Here is a 20980-nt window from a genome sequence, read left to right as displayed (position 1 = left end):
TTTTATCTTCTTTCAGCGTGATACGCTGGGAAAAGAGGAACTGAAATCCTTATTCGTTTTAATAGATTCATTTTTCATAAAGTGAAAAATGAGTTCTTTTCTCATGCCGTATGTCATTCCTCTAAACTTTACTTACTCTTGTTTGAATAAATTTTATTGATTTTCTCTCAACATGCTGTGCTGGGAAAAGAGGAACTGAAATCTTTATTCGTTTCTATCACTTGTTTTTCCTATCTTCATTATCTGCTGCTTTCACTGCCTGGCAGAATGCCTTGATCTTTTCTGGGTCTTTTTCGCCGGCTGTTTCTACCCCGCTTGAGACATCGACGACTTGGGGCTGGAAAAAACGGATCGCTTCGGCGACATTCTCCGCATTTAATCCACCAGCCAACCAAAGTTTTTCCTTTGGTAAATGCCGTTGATCGACCTGCTGCCAATCAAAGGTTCGGCCATTTCCACCCATTAATTTAGCTGGCGGCGCATCTAATAATAGATGTGGGTACTGATAAAAATAGGAAGAATCCTGATCTTGGATACTGAAGGCCCGAATAATCGGATAAGCTAATTTAATTAAGTTTGTTTGCCCGTGTAACTGGATCAGGTCTAAACCGGCAATTTCTGCGGTTTCCTCGACTTCGGCTTGAGTTGGTGAGACAAAAACACCTACCTTCTTTACTTCTTTAGGAATTCCGCTAGTTAAACGTCGAACGTTTTCCGCCGTTACTTGCCGGGGGCTCTCAGCAAAAACAAATCCAAGATAGTTGGCGCCGCCTTCAACAGCGGCCTCAATCGCTGCGAAATTTTTCAATCCGCAAATCTTGATTTGAGTCATTCCCGTTTCACCTGCAATTCGTCGATTTTATGAGCTGGATCAGCGGCTGTCATCAAGGTTTCCCCCACCAGAATCCCTTGATAGGTTGTTTTGATTTTTTCTACGTCCTCAGCCGCCTTAAAACCGGACTCGCTAATATAAATCGTGTCACTTGCTGGCTGAGCCAAATCGAGACTCGTTTGGATCGTAACCTCAAAGGTTTTCAAATTGCGATTATTGATACCGATGATCTTGGCGCCAATTTTCTGAGCCTGCTTCAATTCCTCCGCGTCATGGACCTCAACTAAAACTTCCAAATCTAAAGCTTTAGCATAATGGTATAGTTCTGCTAAGCGTTGAGATGATAATGCCGCGATGATCAGTAAAACGATACTGGCACCTGCCTGTTTGGCTCGATCTAACTGTCGCTCATCAATGATGAAATCTTTACACAACAGCGGGACCTTCACAACTTGTGCAACTGCCGCCAAGTCACTGATTTGTCCTTTGAAAAAGACCGGATCAGTTAAGACTGAGATGGCGCTGACACCCGCTTTTTCGTAGTCTTTCGCTTGCTGCAAAATATCGACTGCTTGATTGATGTCACCTTTAGAAGGAGACGCTCTTTTAATTTCGCCGATCACATGCATTTTTTCAGGATGTTCTTTGACGGTTTGCTGAAAAGAGGGTCGCATAATTTCTGGTACAGCTTGAACGGTCGCTAAATTTTCCACTTCCTTTTGTTTTTCCTGTAAAATCTTCGTTAAAAAATCCAATTAGGCAACCTCCTTTTGTTTCGTAATCAATTGTTGCAGCCGATCATAAGCGGCCCCTGATAAAATGGATTGCTCCGCCTCAGCGATGCCTGCTTTTAAATTAGACACGCGGCCGCTGGCTAAGAAGCCTAAGCCGGCATTCAATAGCACTGTTTCATAATAAGCTGATGGAACCCCTCGCATCACCGAAAGTAAGATATCTTTATTTTTTTCGACGGTACCACCGACGATAGCGGCTAACGGAACCTTTTTGAAGCCGACTTCCTCTGGATCAAAAGAAAATTCTTCGACGGAACCCTTTTGATAGATCGCGCAACGGGTCGTGCCGGCCAAATTAGCCTCATCCATCCCGCCGTGCCCATGAACGACAATGGCGCGTTTTCGGCCAAGTTGCCCTAAGGTTTTCGCCGATTCGACTAGCGAATCGCCAGCGTAAGTGCCCATCAATTGATGTTCCAAAGGATAAGGGTTGATGATTGGACCTAACAAATTAAAAATTGTTGGGGTCGCTAATTCCTTACGAATATTCATCACCGCTCCCATCGCTGGATGCAGCGTTGGCGCGAAAAGAAACGCAATCCCCGCTTCTTGCAATAGATAATCAATTTTTTTAGGAGTAGCAATCAACGAAATCCCCAATGCCTCCAGCACGTCCGCGCTGCCTGATTTACTGGAAATACTGCGATTGCCATGCTTTGCCATTGGAATACCACCGCCGGCTAACACAAAAGCCGCCGTCGTACTAATATTGAAGCTCATGGAATGATCGCCGCCGGTGCCGCAATTATCCATCACACCCGTGGGCGCCGTTAACATCGGTGTGCCTTTGCCTTGCATGACTTGCGCAAGACCTGTTAGTTCATCCGCGGCTACACCTTTTACTTTCAAGCCCACCAGTAAAGCGCTGATCTGGCTATCAGTTAATTTCCCTTCAAAAATTCCTCGACCAACTTGTTGCATCTCTTCAATCGATAAATCATTTCCGCGATAAATTTTTTCAAATAATTGCTGCATCTTGCTTCCCTGCTTTCTGTAGAAATTCTTTAAGGTAACTGGCGCCATTGTCAGTACCAATTGATTCTGGATGAAATTGTAAGCCAAAGACTGGATAACGTTTATGCCGGATCGCCATGATCACACCATCTGCTTTGGCGGTTATTTCCAAATCAGCCGGAAAATCCTCCGCCGCAATCGCTAATGAATGATAGCGCATCACTGACTGCCTAGTTCCATTCTGCAAATAGGACTGCTTACCATGCATGATTACCGGTGCCGAAACAATTTTCCCACCGAAGACTTCACCAATCGCTTGGTGTCCTAAGCAAATCCCTAAGATTGGTTTCTCACGATAGTAGCGGCGAATTAGCAGTTCGATCTTGCCTGCTTCGGACGGTCTGCCAGGTCCCGGTGAAAGGACGATCGCCGTGGCCGCTTCCGCCGCTGAAAACAAAGCTGGATCATCATTTCTTAAAATTTGAACATTTGCCGGTAATAATTGCAGCAAATTATAGGTAAAGGAATCATAATTATCGACTAATAAAATCATTGACTCACCTCCATTAACGCTTTCGCTTTTTGTAACGTTTCAAAATATTCGCTAGTAGGATCAGAATCATAGACGATCCCCGCTCCGGCCTGCACATGGGCCTTGCCGCCTTGAATCACCATCGTTCGAATCGCGATTGCGAAATCGGCTTGGTCATCCTGGCCTAAAAAACCGATCGCTCCGGCATAAATCGAACGCTTCACGGGCTCCCATTGATAAATCCGTGTCATTGCTCGGATTTTCGGTGCACCGCTGACAGTTCCAGCAGGTAAGGTGGCTTTTAAAGCATCCATCGCCCGCTTGTCGGGCTGCAATTTCCCCGTTACTACCGAGACGAGATGCATCACAAAGCGATAACGTTCAATCGTTAAATAAGTTGGGACAGTCACTGAGCCTCTAACGGCGACTTTCCCCAGATCGTTGCGACCAAGATCGACTAGCATTCGATGTTCCGCCACTTCTTTCGGATCGTTTTGTAATTCTTCCGCCAACCGTTGATCTTCTGCTTGATCAGTCCCCCGTTTTCTTGTACCGGCAATCGGATTGGTCGTGACCAATTCTTCCGCTACCGTAACTAAGCTTTCTGGCGAACTCCCGATTACTTGAACCTCGGGAAAGTCTAAAAAGTAACAATAAGCTGAAGGATTGCTTGTTCTTAATTGTCGATAATAATTAAACGCGTCACCTGAAAAGTCCGCCGATAAGCGTTGGGAAGGAACCACTTGAAAAACATCTCCAGCCACGATTTTCTCCTTCGCACGATTGACTATCGCTTCATAACCTTGTTGAGAAAAATTGCTGGTAAAATTTAGCGGCTGGGGCTGAATTTCTGGTAAAAGAACCGGCCGTTTCAGTTGTGCTTCCAACTTTTCCAACCGTTTCTCCAATTCCACTTCTGACGTTTGACTATAAGTATTTCCGACGACAAGAGTAATCGCCTTAGTTGGTGCTTCATATACGACAAAGGTCTCGTATAAATAAAATTGCATATCCGGTATTTCCAATTCATCTTTTGGAATCGTGCCAATCTCCTCGTAACACGCCGCTACATCATAGCCAACATAGCCCAAGGCCCCACCCTGAAAAGGTAGGTCCAATCCATCCTCTTCTTTCAACACATAGGATTCCAACTCCTTCAAAGGGTCGGAACAAGGATAGCTGCGCTGACCAATTTGAAAATGATTGTCCTGAAAGCCTAGCCTTTCAACCGGATCAAAAGCGATAATGCTGTAGTCGACAGACTCAGAATGACGTTCAAATAAACAGGTCCCGTGATCTTTCAACCGGTAATAAAGATCAATCGGTGTTAATTCTAACTCAGTAAATTGCTTTATTTTTTTCATAACTGGACTCCTCTTTCTCGAAATAGCGACTTAAAAAAACAAAAAAAGCCCTCAAACCAAATAAACTTTGGTCTGAGGGCGCAAATAGCACGGTACCACCTCTTTTACTGTCACGCTGACAGCACTCTAATCGTCCAACAACGATCGTACTCTATAACGGGAGCTCCCGTCGTTCCCTACTATTGTTCAAGAACGCTCCAACAAGTCCATTCACTGGAGAAAAGAATGTTTCTTCTCATCAACCGAAACTTTCTGTAATTCCTTCGTTTCCAGCTACTTCTCTTGTTTATGATTTAAGTTGTGTTTAGTAATAAAAAATTTTTCATCTTCGTACGCATACGATTCCAGTTAGCGTGTTGAAAACACGCAGTGGAACTCGCAAAAAAAAAGCCCTCAAACCAAAATAAGCTTTGGTTTGAGGGCGGATAATCCACGGTGCCACCTCAATGGTATGCCTGAATAAAAGGCATTTCTCTCTCAGTCGTCCAACAACGACCTTACTCTATAACGGGAGTTCCCGGAAGTTCCTACTAATTCTTCAAAACTTCTGTCCAAAAGTCCATTCGCATCGATCTCCCTACTGATTCACAGCACCATCAGCTCTCTGAAAAGGCTCATCCATGTTACTTCTCTTTTGTTCGACACTTATTTTTTTGAATACTACTGGTTTTTTTTCGACTTGTCAATGGTTTTTTTCAAAAAAATCCATTATTTTGAAATCCTCTGACTGTCCCAAATCCTTAGAACTTGCTAAAATAAACCTATTGGAGGCGAAATCGGTGAAAAAAATTCTTTCTAACTTAATGAGCTGGATGCGCCGTTTCTTATCGGGCTCTTTTTATAATCGTCACTCGCTTTGGCAGACTTATCCTACTCTTTTTGCTGCGACAGTTGAACCGAAATATACCGTTCCTGGACTGAAAAAGGCACAAACGATCAACTTGGCAAACCTGCCTAACAGTTGCTTAGCCATGACCCCTCAAGGTTTAACGGTAACGGAAGATTTTTTACTAATCTCAGCCTACTGTCACCAGCATCAGCACCATTCGGTTATTTATGTTTTAGACCGCGAAACCGGCGCTCGTATAAAAACCATCTTCTTGCCTGACCTGCCTCATGTTGGCGGCCTCGCTTACGACCCAAATCATCAAAAGATTTGGGTCAGTAACAACGCAGGGAAAAATGCGGCCGTAGCAGCAATCACCTTAGCAGATATCGAGGCCTACGACCAAAGAAATGGAAAACCGATCGTTTACCAGCAGAAAGTCGCGTTAAAAGAATTGCCTCGCGCTTCAGCTTTGACCTATGATCACGGCTATCTTGTCGTCGCACTATTTACTTTGAAGCAAGCGGGGCAAATCGTCTGTTATCCAATCGATGATTCAGGCAATTTAAAGGAGGCAACGAATCTTTTAGCCACTCCTAGAAATACAACACCTGCCTTGCTGGAGTCAGATTCAGGAACACTTGCCATTCCACAAAAAATTCAAGGCGTGACCTTTTACAAAAATTTCTTGCTGCTCTCACAGTCTTGGGGCAAGCAAGCCGGAAAAATTTTTGTTTTCGATATTCATAAAACAACTGATTTCTCTGATTTAAGACAAGCAAAACAAACCATTACTACGCCGCCTTATTTGGAACAAATCATTGTCGAAGGCGATCAACTTTTCGCCCTTTTCGAAAGTGGCGCTGCTGCTTATCGTAAAAAGGCACCTCTCGTAATGAAAGAAGTCCTGCAATTAGATTTGAATCAGCTATTAAATGATTAGCCCTCCAATTTTTTGGAGGCTTTTTTATTTCACCGTACCCAGATACAAAAATCCCCCAGGTGTTTTTGGAGCAGATTCAGTGATAGAAAAATGAAACGAACGTCCCAGTTCTTCACTAGCAACCGCCAAATGACACAAGGCGATTCCAACATCAAGATCCATCATTTTATAAGCTAAACCAAGCACTCCGCCGATTTTTTGCTTTTGATAGACATGAATCGATTCATTTTCAGTAATAAAATACCACGGCTGCCCATTCAAGCCGGATGGTGCCAAACGCGCAGCTTCGATCCGAGGATCATTTCCTTGAGCTATTTCTGTCAGCGGCTTGCGATCAAATTCTTCGATCGTGCGGTGTTCTGGTTTTGCTGGCTCGCCAAAAGCCATCCCTATGACAAAATTCTTATCCTGTTCCTTGCTTTTCAACATTCCTAACCAACGAGTCGCATAGCCTTCAGCATATAGAAATAACTCGGCGTGCTGAAATAAAAAGCCCGCACAAGTATTGCGTAAAACCTGCGGCGGCGCCGAAATCAAAATATAATGAGGCGCTTTCGGTACGCCCATTCCTTTGACTCCCTCTGGCCCAACGATCTTGTAAGAAATCGCAGCATCTGGTAAAAGTGGGGGAACATTTTCAATAAAGCCACGTAGCTCGTCTATTTTTGACTCGCTCAAAGGTGTCGCCGTAAAATCACGAGTGGACTTTCGCGTAAAAATACTTTCATAAAGATTCATAAATGTTACTCCTTTTTCGTTTTATTGTATTTATTTTTCTTTTAGAAAAATAAATTTGATTCTCAAGCCGTATACCATCCTACTAGGTCTTGCTTTCCTAGTTCCAGTCAAGCTTTTTATGATTTCGATCTTTATATGCTGCAAAAAGTAGGACTGGCATCCTTTTTCGTTTTATTGTATTTATTTTTCTTTCAGAAAAATAAATTTGATTCTCAAGCCGTATATCATCCTACTGGATCTTGCCTTCCTAATTCCAATCGGACTTTTTATGATTTCGATCCTTGTATGCTGCAAAAAGTAGGACTGGCATCCTTTTTCGTTTTATTGTACTTATTTTTCTTTTAGAAAAATAAGTTTGATTCTCAAGCCGTATACCATCCTACTAGATCTTGCTTTCCTAATTCCAATCGGACTTTTTATGATTTCGATCCTTGTATGCTGCAAAAAGTAGGACTGGCATCCTTTTTCGTTTTATTGTACTTATTTTTCTTTTAGAAAAATAAGTTTGATTCTCAAGCCGTATACCATCCTACTAGGTCTTGCTTTCCTAATTCCAATCGGACTTTTTATGATTTCGATCCTTGTATGCTACAAAAAGTAGGACTGGCATCCTTTTTCGTTTTATTGTATTTATCTTCTAATTTGCTACACCAAAAAAACGTTAGGGATCGCTCCCTAACGCTAGTCAACATATTTTGATTCCGTATTATTTAACCAAGCGTAGCCTAAGCCCATGACCAAGCCACCGCCGATGAAATTGCCGATCAAAGTAAAGAATAGATTATGCACGACATTCCCCGCAGTCATTTCTGTGATCGCTCCATGAGAAGAAAAGTAAGCAAGTGAGAATGCTGGGAAATTCGCAATCACGTGTTCGTAACCTAAAAAAGCGAAAATGAAGATAATGAAAATGATCGCCATCACTTTAGCCGCGTCATCTTTCATTCGTAAGCTTACTAAAACAGCGATATTCACGACAATATTTGCAAACATACCTTCAACCAAAATCTGTCCAGTGGATTTTGTTAATTTACTGGCGATACCTGAGAACATATAGTTTTCTGCTTCCAAGTGGCTAAAGGGAGTCGTCAAGGATAGCAAATACCCGCAAAGGACACCTGCAACCAAGTTAAACAAAATACAAGTGAACAACAATTTGAATGCAAAAGAAACAGTCATTTTTTTACGATAAACACCGATAGTCGTATAAAGCATATTCGAAGTTCCCAGTTCCGCATTCATGAATAAGATCATGACTAATGACCAGCTAAACATAAAGGCGTACGCCATCTTTTCTAAACCAGGAATCGCTTCCTGCATCCGGATGGCAATATAAAAAGCAATAGCCGTTCCTAAAGCTAAAAATAAGCAAGCTAACATTGAGCGAACTGCGTAACGAGGCAAACTTGAGTTGAATAAATCAATTTTTTTACTGATTGAATATTCAATCTGTGTCATTAGATTTGATTTGTTTTTCACATGTTTCTCGTTTTCAGTCGTAGAATTTTCTTCAATTTCCATAAATAGGTCCGATTTCATGAGGTTCCTTCCTTCTTTGGCAAAGCCATAATGTACAGGTATCATACAAGATTTTGCTGGCGTTTTCAATGAAAAATTACTGAAAACAGAAATATTGAGAAAAATTGCACAAGTTATTTTAAATTTTAACTAGAAAACGTAGTATCATTAAGAAAACGATCTAGGAGGAATCTTCTGATGACAAAACAAATTTTAAAGGCCGAAGTCGCTTCTATTGGCGGGCTACAATTGAAATGCTCAGCGCGTGGATTTGAATTTCTGATTGATGAGCCAGAAAATGTCGGCGGAACAAATCAAGCGATGAATCCTTTAGAAGCACTATTATGCTCTTTAGGTGCTTGCAAAATGATGGTTTGCCGCTTCTTTTATCAATCGAAGCAGATCAATTTGAAAGCAATGCGGGTGGAAGTTTTAGGTGAGATCGACTCAGATCGGTTAAAAGGCAACCCAGATATCAAAGTCGGCTTTTCAAAAATTACAACGAATTATTATATCGAAGCCGACAATACTGCCACAGAAATTCAAACTTTCGTTGATTTTATTGAAAAAACCTGTCCGGTAAAAGACACCATCGTACATGCTCCTGAAATGGACATTCAAATCAATCCGTAATAAATACCCCTTCAAAGATTTGAAGGGGTATTTATTTTTAGTCTTATGGTAGCCTCTTTCGATTGATATATCCATAGACGATGGTTGTAACAATCCCTGTTAAGAAAAAGAATGCAGCGACTTGAAAAATTTTTCCTCTTCCCATGCTGCCTGTACTCGGCAAGATTGAAGGCTTCTGTTCCCGCTCATTCTTAAGCGTGACTTCGATGGTATTGTTAGTCACGACAGAATCGTATTCCACAATGTATGGTTTGGCCTCCATATTCACGAGATAGTCCTCACCTCGTCCTATGATCTCAATCATTAAAGGCTCGTCCATTCCCTGATAGCCTTTAGGAGTCTTCGTTTCAATTAACTTGTAACTGCCCTCTCTAAGATTTTTGAAGATAAAGTCTGAGCCATCAGATAGCGTCTGATTGTAGTCTGTTCCCATCAATTGAAATTCTGCACCAGTTAATGGGAGAAGGTCATCGGCTACTTTATGAAGAATCAAGGTAAAGTCTGCTATTTTTTTGTTCTCAACTACCTTTTCAGCCGTTGAACCGTCAACCATCGCAATCACCCGGTTTTCATTAATATCTTCCGTGACCTTTATCTCAAAATCAGTCATCTTCTGATAACCTGACGGTACATGAGTTTCCTCTACTTTATAGGTTCCAATTGCTAAGCCTGTCAAGGCGACTCTGCCATTTGCGTCAGGCTCAATATTTTTTTCAAACACTTGATTGCTTTCTTTATGAATAATAGTAAACCGCGGCTTGTCGTTTCCGTTAAAGGGCGCCTGATCCTCACTTTTTAGCTTCACAAAGCTGTAATTGGTCGTCAATAATTTATTTGTGATTAGGATGCCCTCGGAAGATAATGTCTCCGCCGTAAAGGATTCTTGATTGTAACTAGGTGGATGATAGCCCGTCACCTTCTTCTGAGTGGCTATCTGTTCAATGACGCGATAAGTCTGGCCGGGTGCTACCTCAACAAATTCAGCTTGCCACTGATTTTTTGCTGTTAATTCGACTTCTGCAACATCAGTCCAGCTATCGCCGCTTTGCTTTTGCAAAATAGCTTTGATGGTTGCTGGTCTCAGTTGAAAATAATTGTCACTTCCCTCAAAACGATCCGCCCACTGCTTCTTTACAGGTATCGTAAACGTTTGCTCTCTGGCTTTAACTGATGGAACGCCAAAATCAAGCTTATCTGTACTTTTTTGTGGCGTTGGTTCCAGAATAGTTTGGCCATTCGCCGGATACCAATAATCAGGCTTAAAACTGGCGTCTTCTGTCTTCAAACGGACCGTATATTCCACTTCGATTTCCTGACCACCAGTCAAATTAATATTATTTACCTTTACTTGACGTGGATCGCTAATGTCTAGGGTAGCCATCGCGGCTGATGCAATCGGTGTACTGCTGTTTCCCACTGAAGTAATCTTCGGAGTTTTATTAGGGACCAATTCTACCATATCACCTAAAGGGTCAGTAATTTTACCTTTATCAACAGTACGAGCAATCGTTTCGAACCAATCCTTAAAGGTGCCTGTCAGATCACTTATATCTTTGACATTATGATAAAAGTAATCATTTTCGCTTTCCCCGTTAGCATTATTGGAAGCATCTGCTTTTTTAGTCGCCAGCTTATAAAGTCCTTTCAGCAACTCTTCTTTTGTGTGCTTTTCCCTTAAATGAACGGAGATTGTTAGGGCAACAGTGTGAATCTCAATACCGGCGTTTTTAAGATCCCAAGCAGTCGAATTAGTAGTAGTCATGTGACTGTTGACCTTCCCTCCGTAAGGCGGTTCGATCTTGGTCGTATTTCCGACTACTTCAGGGCTTCCCATTAAATTATTTCCAGTTAAGTAATTAGGCTTCGTTCCCATGTTAAACCCGCCTAATCGATATTTATCATAATACATTTCATCATTTTCTGAATAAACAGTCGGCTTCCAGCTTTCATTCGGTGCACCATCGGTTAATAAAAAGAGTACTCGTTTTCTGCCAGCCGAATTTGGCGCGGCATCAAACAGGTCCTTTGATTCCTGTAATCCTCGTTGAGTAAAGGTAGTCCCCATTTCATAGGCCCTTTTGTGTTCTGAAACAAACTTGTCCCAATCAGCAGGATTACTTGAGATCGGAAATTTATATTTTCCGCCACTAGAGCCAAAGCCCCATTCATTACCTCGAAAAGAAGAAAAAATCTCACCACCGATTCGAATATTATCCGCAGAAGGCTGATGGATCGTCTTTAATTCTTTAATGATATTTGCAAAAACTTTCTCTGCCGCGTCCTTTCGCGTATCTTTCAATTCGTCTTGATAAACATCCATCGACGCCGAATTATCTATTAAAAATACGATGTCCAACCCAGGTTTATAGGTCGTTTCTCCCCGTACATTTAGTTTCACCTTAAACTCATTTGGGGTCTCCGTTTCAGTAATATACTTTCGCAAAGAAATATTCGGATTGTTTAGGTCGTCACCATAATGAATATAAGATTTTGTCCGATCGTCACTGCTAGCATCCCAACTTTTGACCCCATCCCAGCCTTCTGAGCCTTCAAACCCACCCTGATGGTTGATTACTGTCGTTTGCCCATCTGGCTGCCAAGAATGAGTCGGATATGTCCCTAAACTTGTACTATTAGTATATTGAGGCTCTTTATTATTATAAAGCTCAGGATATTCTTGCTTAACACTGCCCATTGGTTGAAATAGCAACGGACTACTTTTAGGCAGAACTACAGTTTCTTGTGAGACGGTCTGCTCTTGACTCTCCTCATTTGTGGTTGGTGATAGAAACTTCAAATTATAAGAATCCTTCACAGATAAAGTGTTTTCCCTAATTGTTTCCTCGCCAACCACGCCCTTTGTTAGTGTATCCATTTGAATCGAAACGACCAGCTTTTTTTGATCCTTTGGTGTAGTCAATGTGACCTGACCGGTTGATCTTGCTGTAAAGCTTTTTTCAACTAACCAGCCAGCTCTTTCTTCCAATTCTTTTACTTGAGGATAACTGATTGATTGATCTTGCTCATCTAACGCTTTAAACTTCAGCCGTTGGACTTTTTTTTCTGATCCTTGTTTTTCCCAAGTTAACTGCCAGAAAATATTAGCGCCTACTTCCTCTGTTTTATAAGTCACCGTAAGCTCTGGCTGATCAATGACTACTGCATTTTTTTCGGTCGTTGTTTCTGCGATTGCCTGTATGCTGGATAAAAACAAATAATTATAAGTGGAACATAAAAGAACTGTTAACACGAACAGCTTCATTAATTTCATACTTACATAACTCCCCTTTAACTGATTAATAAGTCCTTTCTACTTATATATTATAATTAATTCTATTTTTTGATTTTTTCTATTTTCAAGTATGGGATTGTTATATTAATATAAGCTAGGCAGTTGTATTCATAGAAACTATAAGATAGTTTATCGTTTTTTTACTTTTTAAATTTACTATTTTATAAAAGAATAAACACTAAATCTTTTTCATTTTTTAAAGCATCTTGAATAAGTGATGAACCTGTCAGCAAAAAAAAAGACATCACATAAATGATGTCGTTTCGTTGATTTGATTTTAAATAAGCTATTTCTTCTGGCAACTTACCAGAGCTGCTACCTTTTTTTGATGCGAGGGACAGGATGATCCCTAAAGCAATGGAACTGAATGCTGCCACAACCACCCGCACATTTTCTGGCAGCAAAAAAACAATTGTGTGAACGGGTATCCAAAAACAAATTCCTACTTTCAACCAGTTAAACGTCACAAAAGCCGTCCAATCAATCTTTGCGATCAAGCCCTTCAAACTGACAGATTCTTTTGCACTAGCCGTTTCGATCCACAACTCCATCAAGCGATGAAGAGTATTCATAGCCGGCGCGAAGGTCAGATTCATGATGCTGCTGCCACAAAAGGCTTGAGCCAAAGCCACTCCAGCAAAGGGCAACAGTCCTTCTGCTTGAGCTAAGGACGCGCCTCCCATAAAGACTGGAAAGACCAAAGTCACCATGCAACCAATGATTCCCCAAACGACCGCCCGTAGAAAGACTTGTGAGGAAAACTGATATTCGCCAGAAACGATTCGTTTGCCAAATAGGTCACCCATCGTAGCTAAGATGGCGAATTGGATAAATCCGCCAATGTAAGGATGGGCGCCGCTAGCAGCTAAAATGGTTTCTCTAGTTGCTGGAATAACGAAAAGCCCTAACAAGCACAATAGCAAAATAACCCAGATAATGTCTCCTTTATTCATGTCATTGACCTCCCATTAGTTTGGCGGCTGATAAGACTTGTCCATTACGACCACCGCTTTGATGACTTCACCGCTGATTGAATCTGCTTCAGCTTGATTAATATTTTCAAAATCATAGTATTTTACAAATTGATCGAAGGGAAATTCTCCACGTTTATAAAACTCGATCAAATTCGGTAAATGATATTTTGCAATCGTATCGCCAATCAAGACCCCGCGAACTTTTTTATTTCCAAAGACTAAATCAAAGAAGGTGTTCACTTCAAAATTCTTTTGAGTAACTGCCAGCGGCACAAAGGTTCCGGAATTACTAACCGAATGAAGTGCTTTGGTCATAACCGGTGGAACACCGGTAGAATCAATCACATAATCTAATCCTTTCCCACCAGTTAACTCCGAGATAAATTCTGCTGGATCGGCTTCTTTACTATTAAAGACATGACTCGCCCCCAGTTCTTTGGCTTTAGCTAAGCGTTGATCTTTGATATCAATGGCAACAATCGGATAACAACCGGCAATTTTGGCAGCCATGACTGCAGAAAAGCCAACTGCTCCTGTGCCAAAGACCGCGATTCCTTCACCAACTTTAGGCTGCAGCACACTTAAGACTGCTCCGCTGCCCGTCCCTAGTCCGCATCCTAATGGACCTAACAAACGTAAATCGACCTCTTTACCGACCTTCACGACATTCGATTCTTCCGTCAAACTATACGTTGAAAAAGAAGATTGATTAAAGAAGTTATTGACTGCCGTCCCTTCTTTAGTGTGTAAAACATATTCTCCCCGCGGATTTTTTCCAAGATTATTGACTGCAAGCCACTCTTCACAAGACGATGGATGACCTTCCACGCAGTGCTTACACTCGCCACAATAAGCATAAGAAAGAATCACATGGTCCCCTGGTTCCACAGATGTGACTGCATTACCGACCTTCTCAACGATGCCGGCGCCTTCATGTCCTAAAACATTGGGAAACTGAAGACTATTTCCATTGCGCTCGCCATAATCTGAAAGACACAAGCCAGATGCGACGATCTTTACTAAGACGTCCTTTGAGCCGACTTCGGCCAATTCTAATTCCGTGATTTCATAAGGCGCGCCCTCTGTTTTTACTAATGCTGCTTGGATTTTCATTTGTGTTGCCCCTTCCCATTTTTAATAATGAAATTGTTTCAATTCTTCTTGTCCCAACACAACCCGCTCCGCCCCTTTAGATAGAGCGATCATTTCATGCTCACCAGGAATCGCGATAATTGGTGCAATAAATCCGACCCGTTTCGTCAATTCTTTGACCACGATCTCAGAATAGGCCACCCCGCCAGTCAATGCGATCACATCTACTAATCCATTGGTGACCGTCGCTAAGCCCCCGATTCCTTTCGCGATTTGATAAATATAGGCATCGTAGATCTTTCCCAGCTCAGCATCCCCGGCCGTAATTCGTGCTTCGATCTCACGAGCATCGCTGGTTCCAGCATAGGATTTTAGCCCACCTTCACGTTTATAGAGCCGTTGCATTTCCTTTAATGGATGTTCATAACACAAAGGCATCAAATATTTCAAAGGCAAACCTCCCGTTCTTTCCGTTGAAAATGGCCCTTCGTCATCAGAAATCAAATCGATCATCTTCCCGTGATGATGGATACTAATAGTATTTCCTCCCCCTAAATGGGCTACGATCAACGTCGCCTTTTGATAGTCTAATCCTTGCTCCCCAGCAACCTTCATTGCCACCGCTCGCATATTCAGTGCATGTCCAATACTTTTACGCTCGATCCCTTTTAATCCAGAAATTCGAGCCACTTCTTCAAACTCGTCCACCGTGACGGGATCATAGATCACCGCGATGGTTTGCGGATTGCCTTGTTCTTTGATTTCATTTGCTAGAAGTGCTCCTAAATTTTATGGATGTTCAATTTTTGTGACATGCTTCAAATACTCGATCATCTCATCATTGACTTCGTAAGCTCCGGCAGAAACCGGTGGTAATAATCCGCCACGACCCGCAACTGCATCCAATTCTTTCGGATCGATCCCTTCTTTTTCCATAAATCGTAATAAAATGTCCCTTCGAAATTCCAGCTGCTCCATCACATGATGAAAGCCTTGCAGCTCTTCAGTCGTATGAGAAATCCCTTGTTCTTTTATAATCTCACCATCCAGATAGTAAGAAACTTTCGTAGAGGTTGAACCAGGATTAATCGCTAAAATTTTCATCTAGTCACGCTCCCTTGCTGCAATACATGGCTATCAAGATGGAATAAGCCTTTTCTTCTTCCGTAGAGCCACGAGAAACCATTACAATCGGTACGCTAGCTCCCATGATCAGTCCCGCCATTTTTGCGCCTGCCAATATCGTCAAGCTCTTGCCTAAGACATTCATAGTAGTGATGTCCGGTCCTACGACAATATCCGCGTCACCTGCAACTGGGCTTTCATAACGCTTGATTGCCGCTGTATCCGAACTTAACGCCAAGTCCAGTGAGATTGGCCCATCGATCCAACAGCAGTCTGGTGTCTCGGCTTGGAGTTCATTCATGATTTCTCCCGCTTCAACACTTGAAGCAATTTTCGGGTTGACCTTCTCCGCCGCCGCTAGTAGTCCAACTTTCGGTTTTTCGACACCGATCTTGTTCATCACTTCGATTCCGTGCTTGATCAGAACTTTCTTTTCTTCCTTCGTTGGGGCTGTCACCATCCCACCATCGGTCGTTAACAATAGCTTGTGATAGGCGGGGATTTCGTTTAGCGCAACGTGGCTTAATAGCCCACGGTTTGCGATTCCTTTTTCCCGATCTACCACTGCCTTTAAGAAGGTCCGCGTTTGGAGATGTCCTTTCATCAAGAAATCGATTTCTTTGCCTTGGACCATTGCGACACCGATTGCAGCGCATTCCTCTTCGGTCATCGCAGGAATAATCGTCGCTGACCATTGATGACGCTGTAAAGCAGCTGAGATCAACGCTTCATCTCCGATTAAAATCGGCGCTAAAAACGGTCGTACCATTGGATTAAACACAGCTTGGATAGAAACCTCGTCATTGGCACAAACCACGCCAATCCGGATTTTTTGCTCACTGGAAAAATTTGCCAGTAAATCATCAAACTTTTTCATCATCGTCACCTAATCCCACGGTTTGCCATCATGCTTTGGTTGAATAGGCAATGCGACTCTTGAAATATTGATCAAATGGGTATAGGTTAAATTTTCTGAAATAATATTATTCCCCCACGAGCCACAGCCTAGTGATACCGTTGGGTTCAAGCCATTCGCCGGCGATCCGCCTGCATCGATCGTTGGTTGATTCACCACCACCCGACTGACTGGCAAAACTTCTCCGGCATAAATTTGATGTTCTTTGGTCTGACTGAATAAACCTGCTGAATGTCCAGCACCTTCTAACAACAGATTTTCTTTAGCAAATCCAACCGCCTCTTCAAAGGTGTCATAGGACTTCAAAGCTAAAACCGGCGCCATTTTTTCTTTACAGAAAAGTTCTGATTTGCCGACAGCATCGACTTTTACCGCGATGATTTGACTATCTGCTGGAATCTCAACTCCCGCCGCATCGGCAATAATTTTGGGATCTTGACCAATCATATCCGGGTTCGCTCGCCCATCAATGAATAGCGTGTTCCGCAATTTTGCTAAATCCTCTTTGTCCGTAATCACTGCCGCTTGTTTTTGGCTTAACGCTTCAAATACTTCCTTTTCCTTTTCCTGCGGATAAATCAAGCTTTGCTGACACGCGCAAACAATCCCGTTATCAAAAGAACGACCGATAACGGATAACTCAGCTGCCACCTCTACGTCAAAATCACGATCAAGAATTGCTTGAACATTACCTGGTCCTACGCCATAGGCTGGATGACCACTTGAATAAGCAGACTTCACTAAACCAGGTCCTCCGGTTGCTACAATCAAATCGACTGATTTCATCAATTCCTGAGACAATTCGATACTTGGTTCTTCAATCACTTGTAGCAGATCTCTCGGTGCGCCAACACTCACAAGCGCCTCACGCATCAACTCAATCGTTTCCTTCGTCGTTTTTTTCGAACGAGGATGGGGAGAAACAATCATGGCATTTTTACCCTTTAACGCCATCAAGCCATTTCCCAGCGGGGTAATGGTTGGATTTGTCGTCGGTGTAACTGACCCAATCACACCTACCGGATGCGCGATTTCAACTAGTCCTTCTTCCGGTATCTCCCTAATCACATCGACTGAAGCTTTGTCCTTCAAACTAGCGAAAATATTTGTTGCCATGCCCTGATTTTTACCAATCTTATGATCCAAACGACCCAGACGTGTTTCTTCAATCGCCAACTTCGCCAATGGTTCAGCTTGTTCAAAAACTGCCTTTGAAATCACATAAAGCATTTTGTCTACTTGTTCTTGATCATATCCACTGATTTCCTCCATTGCTACTCGTGCCTGTGTCACCATTTCCTTAATCGTCATTTTCCCAAGCTCCTTTCATTTTTACATACACTGATGTATGTATCTAACAATCCCACTATACAAAACTGTTGAAAGCGCTGTCAATTTCGTAAAAAAAAGAACTTGCTCGTAAAAGACTGCTACGAACAAGTTCCTCATTTTTTTAAGCATTTGTAAAAATAATCGAAATACTCCGTCTGATCGCTTCGGCGTTATAGTTCCTTGCCACCTCCTCAGGTGTTCCCGAACCATACATTCCTTCAAAATAATTGTAAAACATACTGGCAACAGCTGCGGCATCATTCTCATTTAGCCCCTTCATTCTCAGTCCCTCTAAAAAAAATTCGTATAAACGGGCCCGCGTTTCTCGAAACTTTTGTAATAGTTCCGAGAATTCCGAATGGATCTCTAAAGTTTTTAATGACTGCTGCAGAAAATTAAAGCCCTCTTGTGCCCGCGACGGTACTAACAGTATTTCCACGACTTTTTCTTCAAAATCTAGTGTCTCATCCATCATGATCTGTCGTTTCTCATTTTGAATTTTTTCAATCGTCATCGTCACGACTTCGTTAAAAATCTCAGATTTATTTTTGAAATGCCAGTAGGCGGCTCCACGACTAACATTCGCATCTTTTGATATTTTTTCTAAAGAAGTATTCTCGAAACCAACGTCATAAAAATTTTCAAAAGCTGTCTCTAATAAACGCTGTTTGGTTAATAAACTGTCCTGTTTTCTTTTCAAGTTGCCACCCCTTAAATAAAAAAACAATTAATTGTTTTTTTTTTGCGCTTTTTTACTGTTTTTAAAAGTTTGGGAAATTTCACAAAAAGCTTGCGCTTGTGAAAGACTATCACTTATTTTTTTGCCTAAAGCTCCGTTTCCATTCTTTCATAATTGAAACTATTTGGGAAGAACATTTTACAAATCGTTTGTTTTAAAAATTTATGGACTACTCATTAGTCCAATAAATACAAAAAAGCGTACCAATTTCTCATTGGTACGCGATTAGTAACTATTTTAACGTAGTGGCGGTAAAATCGCTAGCAGCCCACTACTTAACGTAATGTACATCGAAGCTGCGGTTGGCAACGTTTCTGTTACGATTTTTTTAGCAGGCATAGCCGTTGAAGCTAATGCAATCAAGCTATCACCACGGAATAAGTTAATGAAATGCTTCGTTGTCATCACTTGTGGAATTCGCTTGTTATTCGCAATGCTTGCAAGTAATTTGGTTTGTAGCCGTTCATTGAAATCAAAAGTCATTTTCGTTGCTTTGATTTCTGGACCAGTCGTAATTTTTTTAACTTCTTTCGATTCTTTCGCTTGGTCAAACTGCGTTAAATCGTAAGCTTTGATGATCGCGTTCAATTTTTCTGCGTATTGTTTGTCTGTCGCATATCGTCCTTGTAAATGTTTAGTCGCATCTTGATAAGACTCTGTTTGGTCCTTCCAAGTATCCTTATAGAAATCAGCGTTGCCTGTGATGCCTTTTTTAAGCAAGTTGGCATAGTCTTCTAAGGACTCTTTATAAGAAGGATATTTTCTAAATTCAGAGCTGATTTGATAGCTCTTACCGTCTTTGTCTTGCTCCAACGTATTGAAGGTCACGCCTTGATCCTTAAATTTACCCTTGATGCCGAACAAATTGTAATTTGGTTCGCTGGCTAAAGAACTATTTCCTGAGCCGCTTTCTAAAATTGCTTGAGCGATCATAACAGAAGAATAGATTCCATTCTTTTGTCCGATTTCCCGAGAGGTTTCACCGATTTTTTTGATGAATTGATCCGTCGTTTGGTTTTTGTTGAAAACAAACGGTTGGTTCGTACTGTATTCGCCAAAAGCATTTGATAATGAACTGCTGGCTTTTGGTAGACCCGCCATATTCACTCGAACTGCAAAGGTTGGGGCAAAATCGCTGATATTGCCGATCTTCACAACGTCTCCTGGTTGCGGTGCATGGATATATTGACCATTACCGATATAGATTGCTACGTGAGTTGTAACACTAGTTGGTGCTCCCCAAAATAGTAGATCTCCTGGTTGTGCTTCACTGACAGGAATTTGTGTACCAGCGTATTGCTGGTCCCCTGTCCAACCGCCGATGTAATGACCAGTGGCATTCGCGTAAACGACATAAGCTAACCCAGAACAGTCAAAAGCATTTGGTCCTTTTGCTCCCCACACGTACGGCATGCCAAGATAGCGATAAGCTTCTTGAACAATTGCATTTTGCACATCATTACTATAAGTCGGTGCTTTTTGGTTCGAAGGCACCCGAACATCTGCTGGCGCAGATCCTGGTTGACGTGCAGCTGCCTGATCTTGTTTAGGTGTTGTTGTATTACCAGCCGGTTTTTGTGCATTTCCATTATTTGTGTTTCCTGCCGGTTTATTGTTTGGCTCTGGTTTTGGCGCCGGAGCTGGATCTGGTTTTGATTCTTGTTTCTTTTCTTCAACAATAAATTGGATAGAAACGTTATTAGCCGGCATAGTAAAATGTCCAGTAAATTCTGTCTCGGGAATAATTGTCACATCGTCAGACGAAATACCTTTTAATACAAATTTTTCAGCATCGGCGAGAGATATTGAATACTGAACAACTGGCTTTTCTTTAGCCATACTTTCAGACAAATTTTTAAAAGAAATTATATTACCTTTTGAATCTTTGTATGAATCTCCTACAAGTTTTTGGTCATTGACCGTTATTAGAGACTTCACTGGTTCCGTTGGAGTTTCTGGTTCTACTGGTTCTACTGGTTCTACTGGTTCTACTGGTTCTACTGGTTCTACTGGTTCTACTGGTTCTGTTGGAGTTTCTGGTTCTACTGGTATCTCTGGTTTAGGAGTTGGGGCTGGCTCCGGTTGGGACTCAGAACTTGAACTTCCTGTGCTTGAACTTTCCGTCGCTTCTTGACTTGATGATGTCGGCACTGTACTGCTTTCCTCGGCCAAAACTTGTTGTGAAGATAAAAGTGTTGGACCGACCATCGTTCCAATCGCTAATAAACTCAAGATTTTATTGTACTTCAATATCCATACCTCATTTCTATTTCAAATTATTGAATAGATATAATTATTTTCCTTAATTACTTCTATATTATCATTAATTTAAAAATATGTCTAAAATCCCATCATAAATTCATAAAATCTTCAAAG

Annotated in this window: 17 protein-coding genes, 1 pseudogene and 2 other annotated features; of the genes and pseudogenes, 2 read left to right on the top strand and 16 right to left on the bottom strand. The window is 41.7% G+C overall.

What is annotated here, in order from left to right:
- Window positions 1-217: 217 nt before the first annotated feature.
- Genes RV00_RS06860 through trpE form a run of 5 tightly spaced genes read right to left on the bottom strand, consistent with a single transcriptional unit; the run spans window position 218 to window position 4476 of the window.
- On the bottom strand, window positions 218-832 hold the full coding sequence (locus RV00_RS06860; RefSeq protein ID WP_071861867.1) for a phosphoribosylanthranilate isomerase: 615 nt from the start codon (window positions 830-832) through the stop codon (window positions 218-220).
- The gene (gene trpC / locus RV00_RS06855; protein ID WP_071861866.1) at window positions 829-1587 is read right to left on the bottom strand and encodes an indole-3-glycerol phosphate synthase TrpC; all 759 of its coding nucleotides are present in this window, start codon (window positions 1585-1587) and stop codon (window positions 829-831) included. Before trpC ends, RV00_RS06860 begins: the two co-directional genes overlap by 4 nt.
- Window positions 1588-2601: an anthranilate phosphoribosyltransferase gene (trpD, locus tag RV00_RS06850; RefSeq protein WP_071861865.1), complete on the bottom strand. Its 1014-nt coding sequence runs from the start codon at window positions 2599-2601 to the stop codon at window positions 1588-1590.
- Window positions 2585-3133: an anthranilate synthase component II gene (locus RV00_RS06845; RefSeq protein ID WP_071861864.1), complete on the bottom strand. Its 549-nt coding sequence runs from the start codon at window positions 3131-3133 to the stop codon at window positions 2585-2587. The genes trpD and RV00_RS06845 overlap by 17 nt, the downstream gene beginning before the upstream one ends.
- Window positions 3130-4476 carry an anthranilate synthase component I gene (gene trpE, locus RV00_RS06840; protein ID WP_071861863.1) on the bottom strand — a complete coding sequence of 449 codons (1347 nt, stop codon included), beginning with the start codon at window positions 4474-4476 and terminating at the stop codon, window positions 3130-3132. The genes RV00_RS06845 and trpE overlap by 4 nt, the downstream gene beginning before the upstream one ends.
- Before the next feature lie 71 nt (window positions 4477-4547).
- Window positions 4548-4774: a binding site (T-box leader), on the bottom strand.
- A gap of 116 nt (window positions 4775-4890) precedes the next feature.
- Window positions 4891-5127, bottom strand: a binding site (T-box leader).
- A 128-nt stretch (window positions 5128-5255) separates the two neighbouring features.
- Here trpE and RV00_RS06835 point away from each other — a divergent pair.
- A complete protein-coding gene (locus RV00_RS06835) occupies window positions 5256-6245 on the top strand; it encodes a YncE family protein (protein ID WP_249024073.1) in 990 nt (329 codons plus the stop codon).
- 24 nt (window positions 6246-6269) lie between these two features.
- On the opposite strand, the gene RV00_RS06830 is transcribed toward RV00_RS06835, so the two are convergent.
- A complete protein-coding gene (locus RV00_RS06830) occupies window positions 6270-6983 on the bottom strand; it encodes a nitroreductase family protein (RefSeq protein WP_071861862.1) in 714 nt (237 codons plus the stop codon).
- 681 nt (window positions 6984-7664) lie between these two features.
- A complete protein-coding gene (locus RV00_RS06825; protein ID WP_084133252.1) occupies window positions 7665-8522 on the bottom strand; it encodes a formate/nitrite transporter family protein in 858 nt (285 codons plus the stop codon).
- A 177-nt stretch (window positions 8523-8699) separates the two neighbouring features.
- Here RV00_RS06825 and RV00_RS06820 point away from each other — a divergent pair, with 177 nt between their 5' ends.
- On the top strand, window positions 8700-9134 hold the full coding sequence (locus RV00_RS06820; protein WP_071861861.1) for an OsmC family protein: 435 nt from the start codon (window positions 8700-8702) through the stop codon (window positions 9132-9134).
- A 43-nt stretch (window positions 9135-9177) separates the two neighbouring features.
- On the opposite strand, the gene RV00_RS06815 is transcribed toward RV00_RS06820, so the two are convergent.
- The 9 genes and pseudogenes from RV00_RS06815 to RV00_RS06780 all read right to left on the bottom strand — a co-directional run bounded on the left by RV00_RS06815 (window position 9178) and on the right by RV00_RS06780 (window position 20854).
- Window positions 9178-12405: a SpaA isopeptide-forming pilin-related protein gene (locus RV00_RS06815; protein WP_071861860.1), complete on the bottom strand. Its 3228-nt coding sequence runs from the start codon at window positions 12403-12405 to the stop codon at window positions 9178-9180.
- 182 nt (window positions 12406-12587) lie between these two features.
- Window positions 12588-13379: a hypothetical protein gene (locus tag RV00_RS06810; protein WP_249024072.1), complete on the bottom strand. Its 792-nt coding sequence runs from the start codon at window positions 13377-13379 to the stop codon at window positions 12588-12590.
- Between the two features lie 15 nt (window positions 13380-13394).
- Window positions 13395-14513, bottom strand: coding sequence for an NAD(P)-dependent alcohol dehydrogenase (locus RV00_RS06805; protein ID WP_071861859.1), 1119 nt, complete (start codon window positions 14511-14513; stop codon window positions 13395-13397).
- Between the two features lie 21 nt (window positions 14514-14534).
- Window positions 14535-15269: pseudogene (locus RV00_RS16665) on the bottom strand (butyrate kinase); the annotation flags it as partial.
- Between the two features lie 12 nt (window positions 15270-15281).
- Window positions 15282-15596, bottom strand: a complete 315-nt coding sequence (locus tag RV00_RS16660; protein ID WP_249024070.1) for an acetate and sugar kinases/Hsc70/actin family protein — start codon at window positions 15594-15596, stop codon at window positions 15282-15284.
- Between the two features lie 4 nt (window positions 15597-15600).
- A complete protein-coding gene (locus RV00_RS06795; protein ID WP_071861858.1) occupies window positions 15601-16494 on the bottom strand; it encodes a phosphate acyltransferase in 894 nt (297 codons plus the stop codon).
- A gap of 9 nt (window positions 16495-16503) precedes the next feature.
- Window positions 16504-17844, bottom strand: a complete 1341-nt coding sequence (locus RV00_RS06790) for an aldehyde dehydrogenase family protein (RefSeq protein ID WP_071861857.1) — start codon at window positions 17842-17844, stop codon at window positions 16504-16506.
- 142 nt (window positions 17845-17986) lie between these two features.
- Entirely contained in the window at window positions 17987-18565 is a 579-nt protein-coding gene (locus RV00_RS06785) for a TetR/AcrR family transcriptional regulator (RefSeq protein WP_071861856.1), read from the bottom strand.
- A 276-nt stretch (window positions 18566-18841) separates the two neighbouring features.
- Window positions 18842-20854, bottom strand: coding sequence for a glucosaminidase domain-containing protein (locus tag RV00_RS06780; protein WP_071861855.1), 2013 nt, complete (start codon window positions 20852-20854; stop codon window positions 18842-18844).
- Window positions 20855-20980 lie beyond the last annotated feature (126 nt).

This window comes from Enterococcus devriesei (assembly GCF_001885905.1).
Classification (GTDB): Bacteria; Bacillota; Bacilli; order Lactobacillales; family Enterococcaceae; genus Enterococcus_A; species Enterococcus_A devriesei.
This window is presented reverse-complemented; position numbering and strand designations above follow the sequence as displayed.